Origin of the sequence: uncultured Draconibacterium sp., from assembly GCF_913063105.1 — a bacterium.
GTDB lineage: Bacteria > Bacteroidota > Bacteroidia > Bacteroidales > Prolixibacteraceae > Draconibacterium.
The window spans coordinates 38,809-56,171 of sequence record NZ_CAJXYQ010000023.1; the positions used below are offsets into that span (position 1 = coordinate 38,809).

A 17,363-nucleotide genomic window follows, 5' to 3' on the forward strand; every position below is an offset into this window, starting at 1 on the left:
ATTACACCCAAACCAAAAGATGTTACAAAACACCCTCTGACAGAAATCAGGAAATTGAACCTCATAGCGTAAAACACCTTATAAACAGTCGATTGTAAGCACAACAGGGCAATTCAATTTCAATCCAGAATTTGTCGAATATTTCACTATATAACTTTTAATATTTTTAAGGGATTTTGCTTACAAACTGAAAAACGAAACGAATTTCAGGAATTCTGTTCGTTATGCTCCGAAGCCATACATCTCCCAATCGTTGCTTTTTCTAAATAACAGACAAAAAACAGGACAAAAAAAAAGCTCTTCCCAAACGAGAAGAGCTTTCATTTATTTTTTGAGCTGATTATTACATCATACCGCCCATGCCACCCATTCCAGGAGCACCGCCCATTGGAGGCATCGCAGGAGCATCTTCTTTTTCTTCAACAATTACTGTTTCTGTAGTTAAGAACATTCCGGCAATTGAAGCTGCATTTTCAAGTGCAACACGTGTTACTTTTGCAGGATCGATAACACCAGTTTCGTACAATTTCTGGTATTCATCAATGCGGGCATTGTAACCATAATCGCCTTCACCATCTTTTACATTCTGAACAACAACAGCACCTTCTTTACCAGCATTGGCAACAATCTGGCGCAATGGCTCTTCAATTGCACGTTTAACGATTTCAACACCGGTTGTTTCGTCGTCGTTGTCCCCTTTTAAGTCTTCCAGCGCAGCAATTGCACGTACCAAAGCAACACCTCCGCCAGGAACAATTCCTTCTTCAACGGCAGCACGGGTTGCGTGCAATGCATCGTCAACGCGGTCTTTTTTCTCTTTCATTTCAACTTCTGAAGCAGCACCAACGTAGATAACTGCAACACCACCGGCCAATTTAGCCAAACGTTCTTGCAGTTTTTCTTTGTCGTAGTCAGAAGTAGTTGTTTCCATTTGAGTCTTAATCTGGTTAACACGAGCCGCGATTGCACCTTGTTCGCCAGCACCATTTACTACTGTTGTATTTTCTTTATCAACAGTAATTTTTTCGCACTGACCTAACATTTCAATTGTTGCTTGCTCCAGCTTCATTCCTTTTTCTTCAGTAATTACTGTACCGCCTGTAAGGATCGCAATGTCTTCCAGCATTTCTTTTCTGCGGTCGCCAAAACCAGGAGCTTTAACAGCACATACTTTTAACGAACCACGCAGACGGTTAACAACCAAGGTTGCCAGGGCTTCACCATCAACATCTTCAGCAATAATCATTAACGGACGACCTGTTTGTGCAGTAGCTTCCAATACAGGAAGTAGGTCTTTCATTGTACTGATTTTCTTATCGTGGATCAGAATGAATGGATTTTCAAGATCTGCCACCATTTTTTCAGCGTCGGTTACAAAGTAAGGAGAAAGGTAACCACGGTCGAATTGCATACCTTCAACAACGTCAACGTAAGTATCTGTTCCTTTTGCTTCTTCAATGGTAATAACACCTTCTTTGTGTACTTTTTTCATTGCTTCAGCAATTAATGCTCCAATTGTTGCATCGTTATTTGCTGATACTTTTGCTACTGATTCGATTTTTGCATAGTCGTCGCCAATAGTTTGTGCCTGAGCCTTAATGCTGGCAACAACAGCTTCAACAGCTTTGTCGATACCACGTTTCAAATCCATTGGATTAGCACCGGCTGTTACGTTTTTTAAACCAACGTTAACAATGCTTTGTGCTAAAACTGTTGCAGTAGTAGTACCGTCACCAGCATCGTCGCCTGTTTTGGAAGCTACTTCTTTTACCATTTGAGCACCAAGGTTTTCGTAAGCGTCGCTCAATTCTATTTCTTTCGCAACAGTTACACCGTCTTTAGTAATCTGAGGTGCACCAAATTTTTTCTCGATTACAACGTTACGCCCTTTAGGACCTAAAGTTACTTTCACGGCATTAGCCAGTTGATCAACACCACTTTTAAGCAAATCGCGTGCTTCAATATCGAATTTAATTTCTTTAGCCATCTTTTCTGATTTTTACTTTTTTCTAAATTAGTTAATGTATAAAACGTCAGATTGAGACATCAATAGATAATCTGTACCATCAATATTCAATTCAGTTCCCGAGTATTTTCCGTAAAAAACAACATCGCCAACTTTAAGTTCCATTGGCTCATCTTTTTTATCTGTACCTACCAATACCACTGTGCCAACTTGTGGTTTTTCTTTTGCTGAATCAGGAATAATGATTCCACTTACTGTCTTTTCTTCTGCCTCCTGTGGTTGAACCAGGATTTTTCCAGCAAGAATTTTACCTTTTAAATCTGCCATTTTGTTTTAGTTTTTTATGATTAAATATTTTTTACTTTTTAACGCACACTTTATTACATATTTTATGCCAAGCAACAAAACTTGTTTATGCATTTTAAAACCTGGACAAAATTGCATTTTTGCACACAAAACACCCCACAAAACACTTTACTAACACCTGAAATACTGACAATTACATCATTGTCAGAAACTCTGCCATGCTGACAGAATATTTTCCCTTTTTTACACCTGCACCAATTAATAAGACTAAATAGTATTTTATAACTGCTTTTTCGAAACCATTCCTCGTCAATCATCGTAAATTCAAAAGTCGGAAAACAAGAGCCAGTACCCCGGGACCAATAGAAACATTTAAACTAAAAGCCATGAAACTCAAGAAATTACTATTAATTGGGGTAGTATTACTACCTATGTTAGCCTGCGATGAACCAGACACTAGCTATTTAACAGAAACAAATCTGGTTATTGACATTCCCATAACAGCGCACCTGTCGACATTTAATGAAAACGCAAACCCTGCCATTGAAAATTATGACTTTAATGGTATTGGCATTTTTTGTTTAAGGTATAGCAATGAACTAAAGGGTTGCCCCGGAGACATCATGCAAATAATTCCCGGCACCGGCTCTACCCTTTCGTTTGAGTGGTTAAAAAGTAGCGAGACCATTAAAAAGTTGCAGTTAAACATTTCTTACAAAACACAAGGCGAATCATTGTATGCCAAAATTAAAACGGTTGACCTTTTACAGGCAGGCAGTTCCTTGCACAACACCAACAAATCTGTAAATTTAGACGATATTCTTGCTCCGCTAATCAACCGCTTAAATGAAAATCCCAGGTATTATATTTCAATTCAGGTAAACGGAACAGCAAATTTCAATATCAACAAAAATGCAGAAGTTAGTATCCCCATGCTCATTGAAACTGAATATCATGCCCCACGGTTTACTCTTTAGAAAAGGGCTGGCCTTTTGATATTCTTAACTATTGTTTCACTCGGTAAAAGGTAGAAGCAAAAGCAAAAAGCCATTTTTTTACGCTTTAGTTTTATGTAGTTAATGAATTGACTTTGAGCCTCATTTTATGTAACTTTATTGGAAATACTTCAAACCATAAACAAATGGATGCAAAAAAAACAATGGCCAATCATAGTTTTGATATGTTAGCTACATCAGGGGAATTTATGCAAATGATTCTGAATAATATTACCAGCTGTGTTTTGTTGCTTGATAAAGACATGAAATTACAGGCCTTTAACGATGTTCTGAAAACTATTTTCTCGAACAAAGCAGATGAAGATATTTTATATCTGCTTTGCGGAGAAGCTATTGGCTGTGCCTATCAGATTGAAGAAGCAAAAGATTGCGGCAAAACATCAAAATGTTGCACCTGCGAGTTGCGTCTTTCTGCATTTGATTCCTATCTAAACAACACGATAGTATACAAACAACATATTCAACGGCCGTTTTTCAATAAAAAAGGAGAGCGGGAAATGAAAGATCTTCAGTTTTCAACACGACATTTCTATTTTCGAAACGAAAAATACATTATTCTGATTATTGATGATATAACTAAAAGAATAACTTCCGTAGAAAAAGAACAAACACTAAACAAAAGTGACTAACAGCTTCAGTATATTGAAATAAAAAAGCCGTTCGTACTGAACGGCTTTTCCTATGTAATAAGAAAACTTTTCTAATTAATTATCACCACCTTCATCCTCGCTTGCAGGCGTTTCTTCAGTTGCTGCCGGAGGCGTGGTTGGGAATGTAGGAACCTGTGTGGGATCTACGGCTGTTTCAATTTGCTCCTGAACACGGCTTTGGTCAATACCAGCTTCTTCACGCGGAATAAACCCGGATCCAATCACCGAAAGAAATAAAAGAGCTGCTGCTAAAACCCACGTACCTTTTTCTAGAAAATCGGTTGTTTTACGAACACCCATTACCTGGCCTGACGACTGAAAATTACTGGCAAGGCCTCCACCTTTTGAGTTCTGTACCAAAACAATCAGCACTAAAAGGATACACACGATAAATATTAAAACAGTGATTAAAATATACATCTTCGTCTAATTATTATTCTTTATTAATTCAATTTCTTTAATACGGCCTGCAAAGTAAACACTTTTTTCCGGATATTTCAAACTTAATTTTTGATAGGCTTCCAAAGCCTTATCGTAGTTTTGCTGTTGAAAATATATGGAAGCTAAGGTTTCGCTAACCAGCTCATCATCTTCCTGCACCGACCGCTCTACAAAATACTTATTATCAACGCCTTTGTCTATATCTGTTTTTGCTTTATTATTTTTTATCCGGGGTTCTCCTGATGACAGAAATTTATCAATTAACGAATTATCCGACATCAGCTCGGGCTCTCCTTCCAACTCATAACCAGCCAAAACACTTTTATTCTGCTCAACTTTAAAGACTTGCCCAATTTCATCATTTAAATAGCGGAAAAGTACCTTTCTGCTGGGTACCATAACAGCTACCTTTTTTAAAACCGATTGAAACTCATCGGCCTCAACAATTTTAAGGTTTTTAAGATAGAGCAACCACCCGGCAGTAAACCAAGGATAATCAGATATAAGCTGTTTCAAGCCATCAAGCGTTTCGTGGTTTAATGCTTTCGCATCAGCTACAATTGAATAAAATTGCTCTTTTTCCATCTTACCAGTTTGCAATGGTTGCATTAAAGATATCCTCAGTTAGTTTATCTATAATTTCGACACTCAGTTCTTCTTCAACCGAACTGATAGCAAGGTTACTGTCAAAGTCTTCGTATGCCGAGAAGGTTTGTTCAAAATCATCCTCGGGGACCTTATGGTTCGTATACTTCACCTTTATTGATATGGTAAGGCGCGTTTGTGCCGAAATATCCTCTTTCTGGATCGACATGGGTTTAAATTCGTAACCTGTTATCTGCCCTTCAAATTCAATATCTCCATTTTCCGACAGTTCGTTTAGCGAAGTTTGCCTGGTAAGTTTTTCGCGCAACTCCTCGGTAAAACTCTGGCTGAGTGTTGGATTAATTAAACGTGCCCGGTTTGGAAAATAATACACCGTAAAGGTTTTTACTTCAGGCGAAAGATTGGCTCCGGTAAACGAATAACTTACCTTGCACGAAGGGGCAATAGCGCCAACCAGGCCGGCTAGTACAACAATAAACAATAGTTTCTTCAGCATATCTTATCCCTTAATATCGTATTCTTTTATTTTTCGGTACAATGTTCGCTCCGAAATACCTAACTCTTGCGCAGCGTATTTTCGTTTACCGCGATGTTTTTCAAGCGCCTTTTTAATGAGCTCAATTTCTTTATCGGCCAAAGAAAGCGATTCTTCCACAAATTCTTCGGTATCTTGTATGTTATCTTTATCAACCGAGGTTATATGAATAGGGTTCGGTGCCGAATCCTTTGCCACATAATTGCCATCGGCAGTATCATAAAGGTTACGAATAATTTGAGCCTGGTCTCCGGAAATGGGTGCATCGCGGTTTTCCATTAAATCCAAAACCAGCTTTTTTAAGTCATTCATATCATTCTTCATGTCAAAAAGAACTTTGTACAAAATCTCGCGTTCATTGGCAAACGACTTGTTTTCATCCTGCCGCGAAAACAAAGCAGGTAAGTTTGTCCCGCCTTCAAATGGCAGGTACGGACTTAATGCTTCGGCTGTAATTTCGCGTTCTTGCTCAATAATTGATATTTGCTCTGTAATATTCTTTAGCTGACGAATATTTCCGGGCCAGCGAAAATTAACCAGAGCTGTTCGGGCATCATCTGCCAAACGCACTGGTGGCATCCGGTATTTCTCGGCAAAATCGCGGGCAAACTTCCTAAATAACAAAACAATATCATCAGGCCGTTCGCGCAATGCCGGAATGGCAATAGGCACCGTATTTAGTCGATAGTAAAGATCTTCTCTGAATTTTCCTTCGTCAATTGCCTTCGGTATATTTACATTGGTAGCCGCAATAACCCGCACATTGGTTTTAATTACCTGCGATGACCCAACTTTAATAAATTCGCCTGTTTCCAAAACCCGTAGCAGCCTCACCTGCGTTGATAATGGCAACTCGCCTATTTCATCCAGAAAAATAGTACCTCCGTCAGCTTCCTGAAAATATCCTTTTCTGTCAGCCAATGCTCCCGTAAAAGCGCCTTTTTCGTGACCAAACAATTCCGAATCGATTGTTCCTTCCGGAATAGCTCCGCAGTTTACAGCAATATATTTTCCGTGTTTTCGGCTCGAGAACTGATGAATGATCTGTGGAAATATCTCTTTTCCAACCCCACTCTCGCCGGTTACCAGCACCGACAAATCGGTTGGAGCAACCTGAACTGCAACTTCAATTGCACGGTTCAAACCGGCAGTATTTCCTATTATTCCGAATCTTTGTTTTATTGTTTGTATATCCATAATGTATTCAGTCAACAGGGTGCAAATTTACAATTTTTCGCCTGCAATGACAGAAAGTCAGTTACAATTAAGTTTTTTTAGTTTTTATTCGGCATAAAGAATTCCTGGTTCTACGAATTAATATATTGTTTGCTAAAATGAAAAATTTTCGGGGATTGTTATCTTTGAAGCCTCATACTTTTGAGACTTCTGAAAATTTATTTCGGAAACAAAAACAAAACCGCTTCGCTATGAATTTTATAGGAATAATACCGGCCCGTTATCAATCCACCAGATTTCCGGGAAAACCACTGGCAATAATTAAAGATAAACCCATGATTCAGTGGGTTTATGAAAATGCATCAAAAGCATTGCCGTATGTTTGCGTGGCTACTGACGACGATCGTATTTATACCACAGTAAAAGCATTTGGCGGAGAAGTAGTAAAAACATTGCCATCGCACCAAAGTGGTACTGACAGGTGTGCTGAAGCCGCCTTAAAAATAGCACAATCAAGAACTTTTGATGTTGTTATTAATATACAAGGGGACGAACCTTTTATAAACCCGGAGCAGATTAATTTATTAAAATCGTGTTTTAAAGAAGAGGTTGATATTGCTACCCTGGTAAAAAAGATTGATACCGAAGAGGAACTTTTTAATCCGAACCGGCCAAAAGTAGTGCTTAACAACAAGCATTTTGCACTATATTTTAGTCGTTCTCCTATTCCCTATGTTCGCGGTGAGAAGAATAAAAACTGGATAAAAAATCATTGTTGTTTCTGGAGCCACATTGGCATGTATGCCTTTAAAACCGATGTTTTACAAGAAATTACAAAACTTGCACAAGGAAAACTCGAGTTAGCCGAATCATTAGAGCAACTCCGCTGGCTGGAAAATGGGTATAAAATTAAAACCGCAGAAACCACTTACCAAACAATTGGAATAGATACACCTGAAGATTTAGACCAGGCATTGCAACTGTTTTAATTTTTTCCTGTCGTTATAAACAGGCATACTATTTGTGTTACATGCCACAGGAAACAATTAAACAATATAGCCATGAGATTCATTATACTTCTTGTTTTATCCGTATTTATAGGATTTACCTCTTATGCCCAAATTGGCAACGAAACAATTTCATCACAGGAAAAAATTGAAAATCAGGTAAATATCTACCCAAACCCATGCAAAAACAACAAGGTAACTATCGACTATCCTTCTAAAGAGATTAGCCAAATCCGACTGACAAACATTACCGGGAAACAAGTATTTCTAAAAAAATACGATTTCCCATTACCCAAAGTACAGCTTCAACTCAACGAAATTCCGAATGGAATTTATATAATCCAGATAACTACAAGCGACAACAAACACACTGCAAAAAAACTGATGATTTCACGCAATTAAATTTTGAACAATTTTAACTGTTCGGTGTATTTTACAACGGTAATTAATTACTTTCACCTGAAAATTAAAATTTAAGTTGTGAGATATACCATTTTAACTCTTTTTATTCTATTGAGCTATGGGCTACATGCTCAAATTAGTATTGATGAAGCCCGCAAAAAGGAAGTCGGAGCTATTGTTACCATATCAGGAACAGTTACCAATGGGTCGGAGCTTGGGACAATAAGATACATCCAGGATAAAACCGCAGGAATTGGCATTTACGACAATGCCTTAACCAATTTGCAACGAGGCGACTCGGTTACCGTTACCGGCGAATTAGACGATTTCAATAATTTGCTTGAAATTACTGCAATTAGCAACTATACCAAACATGCCTCGGGAGTGGCATTACCAAACCCTCAAACAATTAACATCCGCGATATTGGAGAAGATTACGAGGCCGAACTATTAAAGCTGAACAATGTGAGGTTTGTAAATGCAGGAGGACAATTTGCCGGAAATGAAAATTACGATTTTACAGATGGTACAGACACTGGTGTTCTTCGCATAAATTCGAGCAGTCCACTTGTTGGGCAGGCGATTCCCACCGGAGAATTCGACCTTATTGCGATATGTTCACAATACTCCTGGACCAACAACGATACCAGAACAGGTTATCAGCTTTTACCACGCGATGCCAACGACTTTATTTCCGGAAACAGTATTCATTTTACCACTGCTGTTCATCCAATCAACACCACAACCAACGCCATAACCCTTGAATGGAACACTGATGTTGAAGGTACTTCAGAAATCAGGTATGGCTCAACCATGAATACATCTGCGCTGGATATGCAAGCAAGTGGATCGTCAACTCAAAACAACGACGAATACACACACCAGGTGCAAATAACTGGCTTGCAGGATGCTGAAATAATTTATGTCCAGGCCTTTTCGGCCACCGAAACAGATACTGCTTTCTCGGCCATTTCTGCATTTGTAACAAAATCCAACTCAAGCGGAAAAATTAATGCTTATTTTAACTCGGCCATCGACGATACCCAAGCGACCAAAAATACGGCAATGAATATAGGAAATGCAATGCCCGACACTTTAATCGCCTATATTAATCGTGCCAAAGCAACAATAGACTTCTGTATTTACAACATTAATAATGCTCAAATAACCGATGCACTGAATGCGGCAAACAACAGGGGTGTTACCATACGTTTTATAACTTGCGAGTCAACAGCTCACGTGAGCACCAGTTATTTAAACAACAACATTCCGGTACTTGAACGTCCCGAGCTCGCCGAAGGTGGACTTATGCATAACAAGTTTGTAATTTTTGATGCCAACACCAGCAACCCAAACGATGCATGGGTTTGGTCGGGTTCAACCAACCTTACCGAAGGACAATTATTTACTGATGCCAACAACATGATTTTTATTCAGGACCAGGCGCTGGCAAGAGTTTATGAACTTGAGTTTGAAGAAATGTGGGGCAGCAGTAACGAACAACCAAACGCTGGAAATGCAAAATTCGGAGATGCTAAGATCAACAATACACCACACACCATTCAAGTTGGAGACATCGTTGTGGAATGTTTTTTCAGCCCATCAGACAATACCAACCAGCAACTAATTAATGCAATGAATTCTGCTGATAATGATTTGAGTATTGAAACCATGCTGATAACCCGATCTGATTTGGCAAATGCCATTACAGATGCCTACGACCGAGGAGTTAACGTTAGTGTTTTATCAAATTATTCAGGCGACAATACAGAAACCGTGAATAACATACTGGGAAATACGCTTCCGGATAACAAATATATTTTTGATGATGTTGCTGCCGGTGTTCTTCACCACAAAATAGCCTTAATTGATGCTCAGCAGCCCGATTCTGATCCGCAGGTAATTACCGGCAGTCATAACTGGAGCAACTCGGCCAACGACAGAAACGATGAAAACACGCTTATTATTCATGATGCTGATCTTGCAAACCAGTATTATCAGCAATTTGCGTATCGTTTCGAGCAAAATAACGGAACGCTTGTTTTATCGGCCTTGCAGATTTCATCTGTCGACCTGAAAGTATTTCCTAATCCAACCGAAGGTCAACTAACTTTAAGTGCCACACAAAATATCGTAAAAATAACGATGGTATCTTCAACGGGCTCAATAATAAAGGAGTGGCACCCCAATACAACAGCGACTGAAATTAATTTACCAAATCAAATAACAGGACTTTTTATTTTAGAAGTTGAGCTGAAAAACGGGACATCCAATTCTTATAAAATTCTGAAAAAATAGAAAAAAAGCTTTCCGTCCGGAAAGCCTTTTTTTGCTTTGTAAATTAGAATTACCTCCGAGCTTTAAGCTTCACTGCATGTCATTGAACAATTTTCTTTCATGCACCTTTCAATATCAAACACATACGTAACCAACAAAACATGATTGTGCCTAAATTAACTATGGATTAAAACCTTTTTTGAAAAAGAAAGTATGTATATTAAAACCTAAATTAAAGTACAATGAGCGACAGGAGATCCTTTTTAAAATCGTTAGCCGGTGCAACTGCCGGAATTGCAATAACATCAAAAGCACTCGGAAACGAACAGAAATCGCGCGACCGACTTGGCGAAGTTCTGCCCAAACGAAAATTAGGAAGAACAGGAGAACATGTTACCATGTTGGGAACCGGCGGCTACCACATCGGATGGACAACCGAGCGCGATGCACAAGAAGTTATTGAAGCATCGCTTGAAGGAGGCGTGCGCTTTTTCGATACCGCTGAAAGCTATTCAAAAGGTGTTAGTGAGGAGCGTTATGGAAAATACCTCACTCCCAAATATCGCGATTTGGTTTTTCTGATGACCAAGTCGACCGGACGCGATGCTAAAACCGTTCAGGAACACCTCGAAGGCTCGCTTCGGCGCTTAAAAGTAGATCAATTGGATTTGTACCAGGTTCACTCTATTCAAACTCCTGATGATGTGGACAACCGCATTAAAAATGGCGTTTTAGAAGTATTACTAAAGGCGCAGCAGCAAGGCAAAATAAAATACCTTGGATTCACCGGCCACCAGAACCCTTATGCTCATACCCGCATGCTCGATCAAACAAAAGAAAGCGACATTTTTGATACCGTATTAATGCCCGTAAATGTGCTCGACCAAACCTATTTCAGTTTCACCAAAAACGTTATTCCTCCAGCCTTGGAAAGAGATATGGGAATACTTGCTATAAAATCATTAGCCGACGGAAGATTCTTTGCAAAAAAAGAAAAAGTAAACTGGACATCAGATGATCCTTTAATTCCAAATTATTTAAGCATTAAAGAGGCCATGCATTTTGTATGGTCGCTACCGGTAAGTGTTCTTATTTCGGGAAATGAGAATGCAACCTTTATGCGTGAGAAAATTGCTTTGGCACGATCGTTTACTGCACTAACTGAAGAACAAAAACTGGCTCTTATTGATAAAGTGCGCGACATTGCCTTAACCGGGAAACTGGAATATTTTAAAAAGAAAGAAGTTTAAATAGCATACAAAGAAAAATCCCGGTGCCTCTGCAACCGGGATTCAAACTAAACCTAACTAAACCAAACTTATGAAAAAACAGCAAATTGCTGTGAAGTATTTCTATTTCTAATCTGTTTCCTGAAAAAACGAGCTTTTTCGCTTTTCAGTTTAATTGTTTTCATGACACTTGGAAAATTACAAATACCGTGCCAGAAACTAATTTCGGGAGGACAAACTGGAGTTGATCGGGCAATTTTAGATGCCTGCCTTGCCAATTCATTTCCATGCGGGGGTTGGTGCCCCAAAAACCGCCTGGCCGAAGATGGAACAATTCCCCGAAAATATCCTTTAACCGAAATGCCTGAAACCGACTATTGCTACCGAACGCGCCAAAATGTGTTCGACTCTGATGGCACTCTGATTCTAACTCCGGGGCAACCGAAAGGAGGCACGCTATTAACCGGAGACTATGCCCGGGAGCTAAAACGTCCTCTAAAAACCATACACCCTGAGATGAATCCAAAACATTTAAGCTCCTGGTTAATTTGCAATAACATTCAAATCCTTCATATCGCAGGCCCTCGGGAAAGCGAATGGCCCGAAGCCTATCCAAAAGCCTATCAATTGGCTGTAGAACTGATCGTTCAAATTAAATTATATGCAATAGAAAGCAGGCCCTGATTTTATTTCAAAAAATAAATATCTTTGCGCAAAATTTTAGGGAACCATTTAAAGGAATGGTTGTTAACAGGTAGTAAATGGAGAATATTCGGAATTTTTGCATAATTGCACACATTGATCACGGGAAAAGCACCTTGGCTGATCGCCTTTTGGAGTTTACCAAAACAGTTAGCGAACGCGAAATGCATGCGCAGGTGCTTGACAGCATGGACCTGGAACAGGAACGTGGCATTACGATTAAAAGCCATGCCATACAGATGGACTATGTGCATGAAGGAACTGCATTTAAATTAAACCTGATTGACACACCCGGACACGTTGATTTCTCGTACGAAGTTTCAAGATCGATTGCAGCCTGCGAAGGTGCCCTGCTGATTATTGATGCCACACAAGGTATTCAGGCTCAAACCATTTCCAACTTATATCTGGCCATTGAAAACGACCTTGAAATTATTCCGGTACTGAACAAAATGGATTTACCCAATGCAATGCCCGAAGTGGTAGAGGACCAGATAATTGACCTGATTGGATGCGACCGGGAAGATATAATCCGAGCCAGCGGCAAAACCGGCGAGGGAGTGCAAGAAATACTCGACCATATTATTGCCAAGGTACCACATCCGCAAGGCGACCCCAATGCACCCTTACAGGCTTTAATCTTTGATTCGGTGTTTAACTCGTTTCGCGGAATTATAGCTTATTTTAAAATACAAAATGGCCAGATACGCAAAAAGGACCTGGTAAAGTTTGTTGCTACCGGCAAAAAATATGACGCTGATGAAGTGGGCGTATTAAAACTGAGCATGCAGCCGCGCGACGTGTTGGGTCCCGGCGATGTTGGCTATATTATTTCAGGAATTAAAACCGCCAAAGAAGTTAAAGTTGGCGACACTATAACCCATGTTGAAAAACCTTGCGACAAGGCAATTGAAGGTTTCGAGGAAGTTAAGCCAATGGTTTTTGCAGGTGTTTACCCAATTGATGCCGATGATTACGAAGATTTACGTGCAGCAATGGACAAACTGCAGCTAAACGATGCTTCGTTAACCTTTGAGCCGGAATCATCTGCGGCTCTTGGATTCGGATTCAGATGTGGATTCTTAGGGCTGTTGCACATGGAGATCATTCAGGAAAGACTCGAACGGGAATTCGACATGAATGTGATTACAACAGTACCTAACGTTTCGTACAAAGCACAACTTACCGATGGCAGTGAAATAACGGTTTATAATCCTTCGGGAATGCCGGCATCTACAACTGTTGAAGAAATTCAGGAACCGTACATTCGGGCCAATATTATTACAGCATCGGAATTTATTGGGCCGGTAATGACCTTGTGCCTCGATAAACGTGGTGAGCTGATAAGCCAGAACTACCTTACCGCCGAACGCGCCGAACTTGTATTTAATCTGCCGCTTGGTGAAATTGTTTTTGACTTTTACGATAAGCTAAAAAGTATCTCAAAAGGTTACGCATCTTTTGACTACCATATGAGTGGCTACAAACCGGCCAAACTGGTGCGCCTTGATATTTTATTAAATGGTGAAATGGTTGATGCCCTGTCAACCTTAATACACTTTGATAATGCCTATCCGTTTGGACGTCGTATGTGCGAGAAACTAAAAGAACTTATTCCGAGACAACAATTCGACATAGCCATTCAGGCAGCCATTGGCGCGAAAATTATTGCTCGCGAAACGGTTAAGGCCGTACGAAAAGATGTAACTGCAAAATGTTATGGAGGCGATATTACCCGAAAACGTAAACTGCTGGAAAAACAGAAAAAAGGAAAGAAAAGAATGAAACAGGTTGGAAATGTTGAGGTTCCGCAAAAAGCTTTCCTTGCAGTATTAAAACTCGACTAACAAAAACACATCATAAAAAATGCCCGAATGAAGATTCATTCGGGCATTTTTTTGTTTTCGATTTAGTATAAGGTATGGTATTAAACAATCAATTTATACCCTTTTCCATGCACATTAATTATTTCAACAGAAGGCTCATCTTTTAAGTGTTTACGCAGTTTGGTAATGTATACATCCATGCTTCGTGCATTAAAATAGTTATCATCAATCCAAATTGATTTTAAGGCATAGTTTCGTTCCAATACTTTATTTGCATTCTGGCAAAGCAACTTTAAAAGGTCCGATTCTTTTGTGGTTAGTTTTACGGCATCATCGCCTTCGCTAAGTGTTTGCTTTCGAGTATCAAAAGTATATTTCCCCAGGGTAAATACCTGCTGAGCACTGGTTTGTCCTTCCTGCGAGGTACGACGCAAAATTGCCTCAATGCGCATAATCAGTTCTTCCATGCTAAAGGGCTTGGTTATGTAATCATCGGCCCCCAGCTTAAAGCCCTCCAAAACATCATCTTTCATGTTTTTTGCCGTTAGAAAGATAATGGGGATATCGGCATTTATTATACGAATATCTTTGGCAAGGGTAAAACCGTCTTTTTTTGGCATCATTACATCCAACACACAGATATCAAAATGCTCTTTCATAAAACCTTTATATGCAGCTTCGCCATCGGGATAGAGTTCGGCATCAAATCCTTTAGCTACTAAATATTCTTTTAACAACAATCCTAAATTCTCGTCGTCTTCGGCTAATAATAATTTTGTTTTTTGTTCCATGGTTAATTACTTATTTGTGGGAAATAAATTTTAAACTTTGTTCCTTTATTTAATGCACTTTCAACTTTAATTGTACCGTTATGCAGGTCTACAATTTTTTTCACATAACTTAAACCCAGTCCAAATCCCTTAACGTCGTGTACATTACCTGTTGGCACCCGGTAAAACCGATCAAAAATCTGCGCCTGATGTTCTTTAGCAATTCCAATGCCATTATCCTGCACAGAAATAAGCAGCTGGCCTTTTCGGTTTTCAGTTTTCACCCAAATTTCCGGTTTTTCCGAGCTGTACTTCATTGCATTGTCAAGCAAGTTAAAAATTACATTTGTAATATGCACCTCATCTCCTTTAATAAGTGCGTTTTCTGCTAAAATTTCGGTATGAAGTGCTCCATTTTTGTTGTTAACACGCAGCTCAAAATTACCGGTAACGGTGCGTACCATATTGTTTGCGTCAAATTCGCGCAATTTTAATTTTAAGCGACCTTCGTTAAACACAGCCATTTGCAACACTTTTTCAACCTGAAAGCTCAATCGTTTACTTTCCTGGTTGATAACCCGCGAAACATGTTCGATAGTTGATGGTGTATTAGCAATACTGCCATCTTGTAACATCTGACTGGCCAGGGAGATAGTTGAAATCGGGGTTTTTAACTCGTGTGTCATGTTATTAATAAAGTCGTTTTTAATATTCGACAACTTTTTTTGACGCATAATTACCATCAAAGCGTAGGCAAAAATTGCCACCAACAATCCGGTTAAAATTATGGTGGGGATAATTGTTAGCCCGGTTTGCTTAAATAAATATCCTTTTTGATGTGGAAAATAAACATTCAGGTAATTGGGTTTGGCGCCACCGTAATCATTCTGAAACAATAGCTGACTAAATTCTTTTGTATTTTTCCCGATATGATAGTCTTTTTCGCCAACCAGAATATCTTCGCGCCCTAATGTTGCATTTGTAACTGCGTATTTATAGTCCAGCCTTATTTCAGCCTGGTTCATTGCCAAAGTTAAAAGGTCTGCCAAACGTGTGGTATCAACACGTTTTTCAATCGGTCTGTCTTCCAGGTACAAAATTTCAAAATTCTTCCAGTTAACATCACGCAACCATTGTTCCCTGCGGCGTTCATTTTCCTGTCGGCTTATCAATAATTGCTCAATGGTTAAAAAGCCGGTACCACCATTTACCGTATCTTGTTTTTGCATTTGATAGCGTTCTTCAAGCTGGCCGTACACTTTCTTTTGAGAGAACGAAAACTGAAAATTCAATAAGCTACCTTTATTTCCTCTCGGAAAAACACCATTGAATTCGTTAGCACCGCTTCCGGGAATTAGTCCTTCCCGAACATATTGTCGGGCAATATATTCCTCATCGGCCTCCAACTGCCGTGCAACCTGTACCAAAGCATTAATAACCTGCTTATTAAACTGCTCCTCCCTGATATCGGCTGCCGATTTTATCATCGACGCCTGCACCAATATCAACCCCGACAGCACAACAGCCATCAACACTATTAATGTTATTAACATTTTTCGACTCATGCGGCAAAGATAATTTTAAAGAAATGCTGATTATATGGCACTTAACATTATTTAACAGGATATAGTGATTTGTAAAATTAATTAACCAACCACAAGCCAGTACAGCCTTAATTTCGCATTATTTAAAACTTTTCAGTTAAAACTTTCTCTATTACTTCCGGGAAATGACGGTATTCGAGCTCGTGTACTTTTTGAGCAACCATTTCGGGGGTGTCTTCAGGTGTAAGCTCGCATTTGGCTTGGAATATAATTTTACCTTCATCGTACTTCTGGTTTACGTAATGAATGGTAATACCGGAAAAAGCTTCTTTGTTTTCCACAACTGCCCGGTGTACATTCATTCCGTACATTCCCTTGCCTCCATAGCGGGGTAAAAGCGCCGGATGAATATTGATGATTGTGAAGTTTTCAACGAGGTTTTCGGGTATTAACCATAAAAACCCGGCCAATACAATCAGGTCCACTTTACGATTTCTTAATGTTTGAACAACATCGTTTGTTTGATAGAACTGCTCTCGACCAAATATAAAGGTTTCCACACCGTTATTTTTTGCCCTTACCAAGGCATAGGCATCCGATTTGTTTGCCCATAGCGAATCGATGATAATTTTTTCATTACCAGAAAAATACTGAAATATGTTCTCGGCGTTGGTTCCCGAGCCTGAGGCGAATACTGCAATCCTCTTTTCTACCATTTTAACGTTTCTTTAGACTTTAAAACTTTTAAACAAATCGTTCAATTTTAGGCAATTAATCGTAATCTACGTGGTTACGTTAACATCTTTTTTAATTTTTTTCTTGGAGATTTAAACCGTAAATGTATTACTTTGCAGCGAATTATTTAAAACAAAATTTAGTATTAATTAAAATTAAGAATTATGTCTGACGT

Annotated in this window: 17 protein-coding genes; 8 read left to right on the forward strand and 9 right to left on the reverse strand. The window is 39.2% G+C overall.

From position 1 onward, the window contains the following. Positions 1–343: 343 nt before the first annotated feature. Positions 344–1,987, reverse strand: coding sequence for a chaperonin GroEL (gene groL, locus QZ574_RS17515; protein WP_297091934.1), 1,644 nt, complete (start codon positions 1,985–1,987; stop codon positions 344–346). Positions 1,988–2,014: 27 nt separating this feature from the next. Continuing rightward, a complete protein-coding gene (locus QZ574_RS17520) occupies positions 2,015–2,293 on the reverse strand; it encodes a co-chaperone GroES (protein WP_297091936.1) in 279 nt (92 codons plus the stop codon). A 365-nt stretch (positions 2,294–2,658) separates the two neighbouring features. Between QZ574_RS17520 and QZ574_RS17525 the strand changes: the two genes are divergently transcribed. Both QZ574_RS17525 and QZ574_RS17530 read left to right on the forward strand, forming a co-directional pair. Next, complete coding sequence (locus QZ574_RS17525; RefSeq protein ID WP_297091938.1) at positions 2,659–3,249, forward strand: hypothetical protein; 591 nt, start codon at positions 2,659–2,661, stop codon at positions 3,247–3,249. A gap of 164 nt (positions 3,250–3,413) precedes the next feature. Beyond that, a complete protein-coding gene (locus QZ574_RS17530; protein WP_297091940.1) occupies positions 3,414–3,917 on the forward strand; it encodes a hypothetical protein in 504 nt (167 codons plus the stop codon). A 75-nt stretch (positions 3,918–3,992) separates the two neighbouring features. Here the strand turns inward: QZ574_RS17530 and secG are convergent, their stop codons facing one another. From secG to QZ574_RS17550, 4 genes are read right to left on the reverse strand one after another with little or no spacing between them, the layout of a single operon-like run. Next, positions 3,993–4,358 carry a preprotein translocase subunit SecG gene (secG, locus tag QZ574_RS17535; RefSeq protein ID WP_297091942.1) on the reverse strand — a complete coding sequence of 122 codons (366 nt, stop codon included), beginning with the start codon at positions 4,356–4,358 and terminating at the stop codon, positions 3,993–3,995. Positions 4,359–4,364: 6 nt separating this feature from the next. Beyond that, the gene (locus tag QZ574_RS17540; protein WP_297091944.1) at positions 4,365–4,964 is read right to left on the reverse strand and encodes a tetratricopeptide repeat protein; all 600 of its coding nucleotides are present in this window, start codon (positions 4,962–4,964) and stop codon (positions 4,365–4,367) included. Between the two features lies 1 nt (position 4,965). Beyond that, a complete protein-coding gene (locus QZ574_RS17545) occupies positions 4,966–5,481 on the reverse strand; it encodes an LptE family protein (RefSeq protein ID WP_297091946.1) in 516 nt (171 codons plus the stop codon). Positions 5,482–5,484: 3 nt separating this feature from the next. Next, on the reverse strand, positions 5,485–6,717 hold the full coding sequence (locus QZ574_RS17550) for a sigma-54 dependent transcriptional regulator (RefSeq protein ID WP_297091947.1): 1,233 nt from the start codon (positions 6,715–6,717) through the stop codon (positions 5,485–5,487). A 230-nt stretch (positions 6,718–6,947) separates the two neighbouring features. On the opposite strand from QZ574_RS17550, the gene kdsB reads away from it, so the two are divergent. The 6 genes from kdsB to lepA all read left to right on the forward strand — a co-directional run bounded on the left by kdsB (position 6,948) and on the right by lepA (position 14,160). After that, on the forward strand, positions 6,948–7,685 hold the full coding sequence (gene kdsB, locus QZ574_RS17555) for a 3-deoxy-manno-octulosonate cytidylyltransferase (protein WP_297091949.1): 738 nt from the start codon (positions 6,948–6,950) through the stop codon (positions 7,683–7,685). Between the two features lie 72 nt (positions 7,686–7,757). Then, on the forward strand, positions 7,758–8,105 hold the full coding sequence (locus QZ574_RS17560) for a T9SS type A sorting domain-containing protein (RefSeq protein WP_297091951.1): 348 nt from the start codon (positions 7,758–7,760) through the stop codon (positions 8,103–8,105). 78 nt (positions 8,106–8,183) lie between these two features. Beyond that, positions 8,184–10,403 (forward strand): phospholipase D-like domain-containing protein, encoded by a 2,220-nt coding sequence (locus tag QZ574_RS17565; protein ID WP_297091955.1) that lies wholly within the window; start codon positions 8,184–8,186, stop codon positions 10,401–10,403. Between the two features lie 221 nt (positions 10,404–10,624). After that, a complete protein-coding gene (locus QZ574_RS17570; RefSeq protein ID WP_297091957.1) occupies positions 10,625–11,632 on the forward strand; it encodes an aldo/keto reductase in 1,008 nt (335 codons plus the stop codon). Positions 11,633–11,794: 162 nt separating this feature from the next. After that, positions 11,795–12,295 carry a putative molybdenum carrier protein gene (locus QZ574_RS17575; protein ID WP_297091959.1) on the forward strand — a complete coding sequence of 167 codons (501 nt, stop codon included), beginning with the start codon at positions 11,795–11,797 and terminating at the stop codon, positions 12,293–12,295. 77 nt (positions 12,296–12,372) lie between these two features. Next, a complete protein-coding gene (gene lepA / locus QZ574_RS17580) occupies positions 12,373–14,160 on the forward strand; it encodes a translation elongation factor 4 (RefSeq protein ID WP_297091961.1) in 1,788 nt (595 codons plus the stop codon). Between the two features lie 80 nt (positions 14,161–14,240). Here the strand turns inward: lepA and QZ574_RS17585 are convergent, their stop codons facing one another. From QZ574_RS17585 to QZ574_RS17595, 3 genes are all read right to left on the reverse strand, one after another. After that, the gene (locus QZ574_RS17585; RefSeq protein ID WP_297091963.1) at positions 14,241–14,930 is read right to left on the reverse strand and encodes a response regulator transcription factor; all 690 of its coding nucleotides are present in this window, start codon (positions 14,928–14,930) and stop codon (positions 14,241–14,243) included. 2 nt (positions 14,931–14,932) lie between these two features. Continuing rightward, on the reverse strand, positions 14,933–16,474 hold the full coding sequence (locus QZ574_RS17590; RefSeq protein WP_297091965.1) for a HAMP domain-containing sensor histidine kinase: 1,542 nt from the start codon (positions 16,472–16,474) through the stop codon (positions 14,933–14,935). A gap of 122 nt (positions 16,475–16,596) precedes the next feature. Then, on the reverse strand, positions 16,597–17,169 hold the full coding sequence (locus tag QZ574_RS17595) for a phosphoribosylglycinamide formyltransferase (protein ID WP_297091967.1): 573 nt from the start codon (positions 17,167–17,169) through the stop codon (positions 16,597–16,599). Positions 17,170–17,363: the final 194 nt, after the last annotated feature.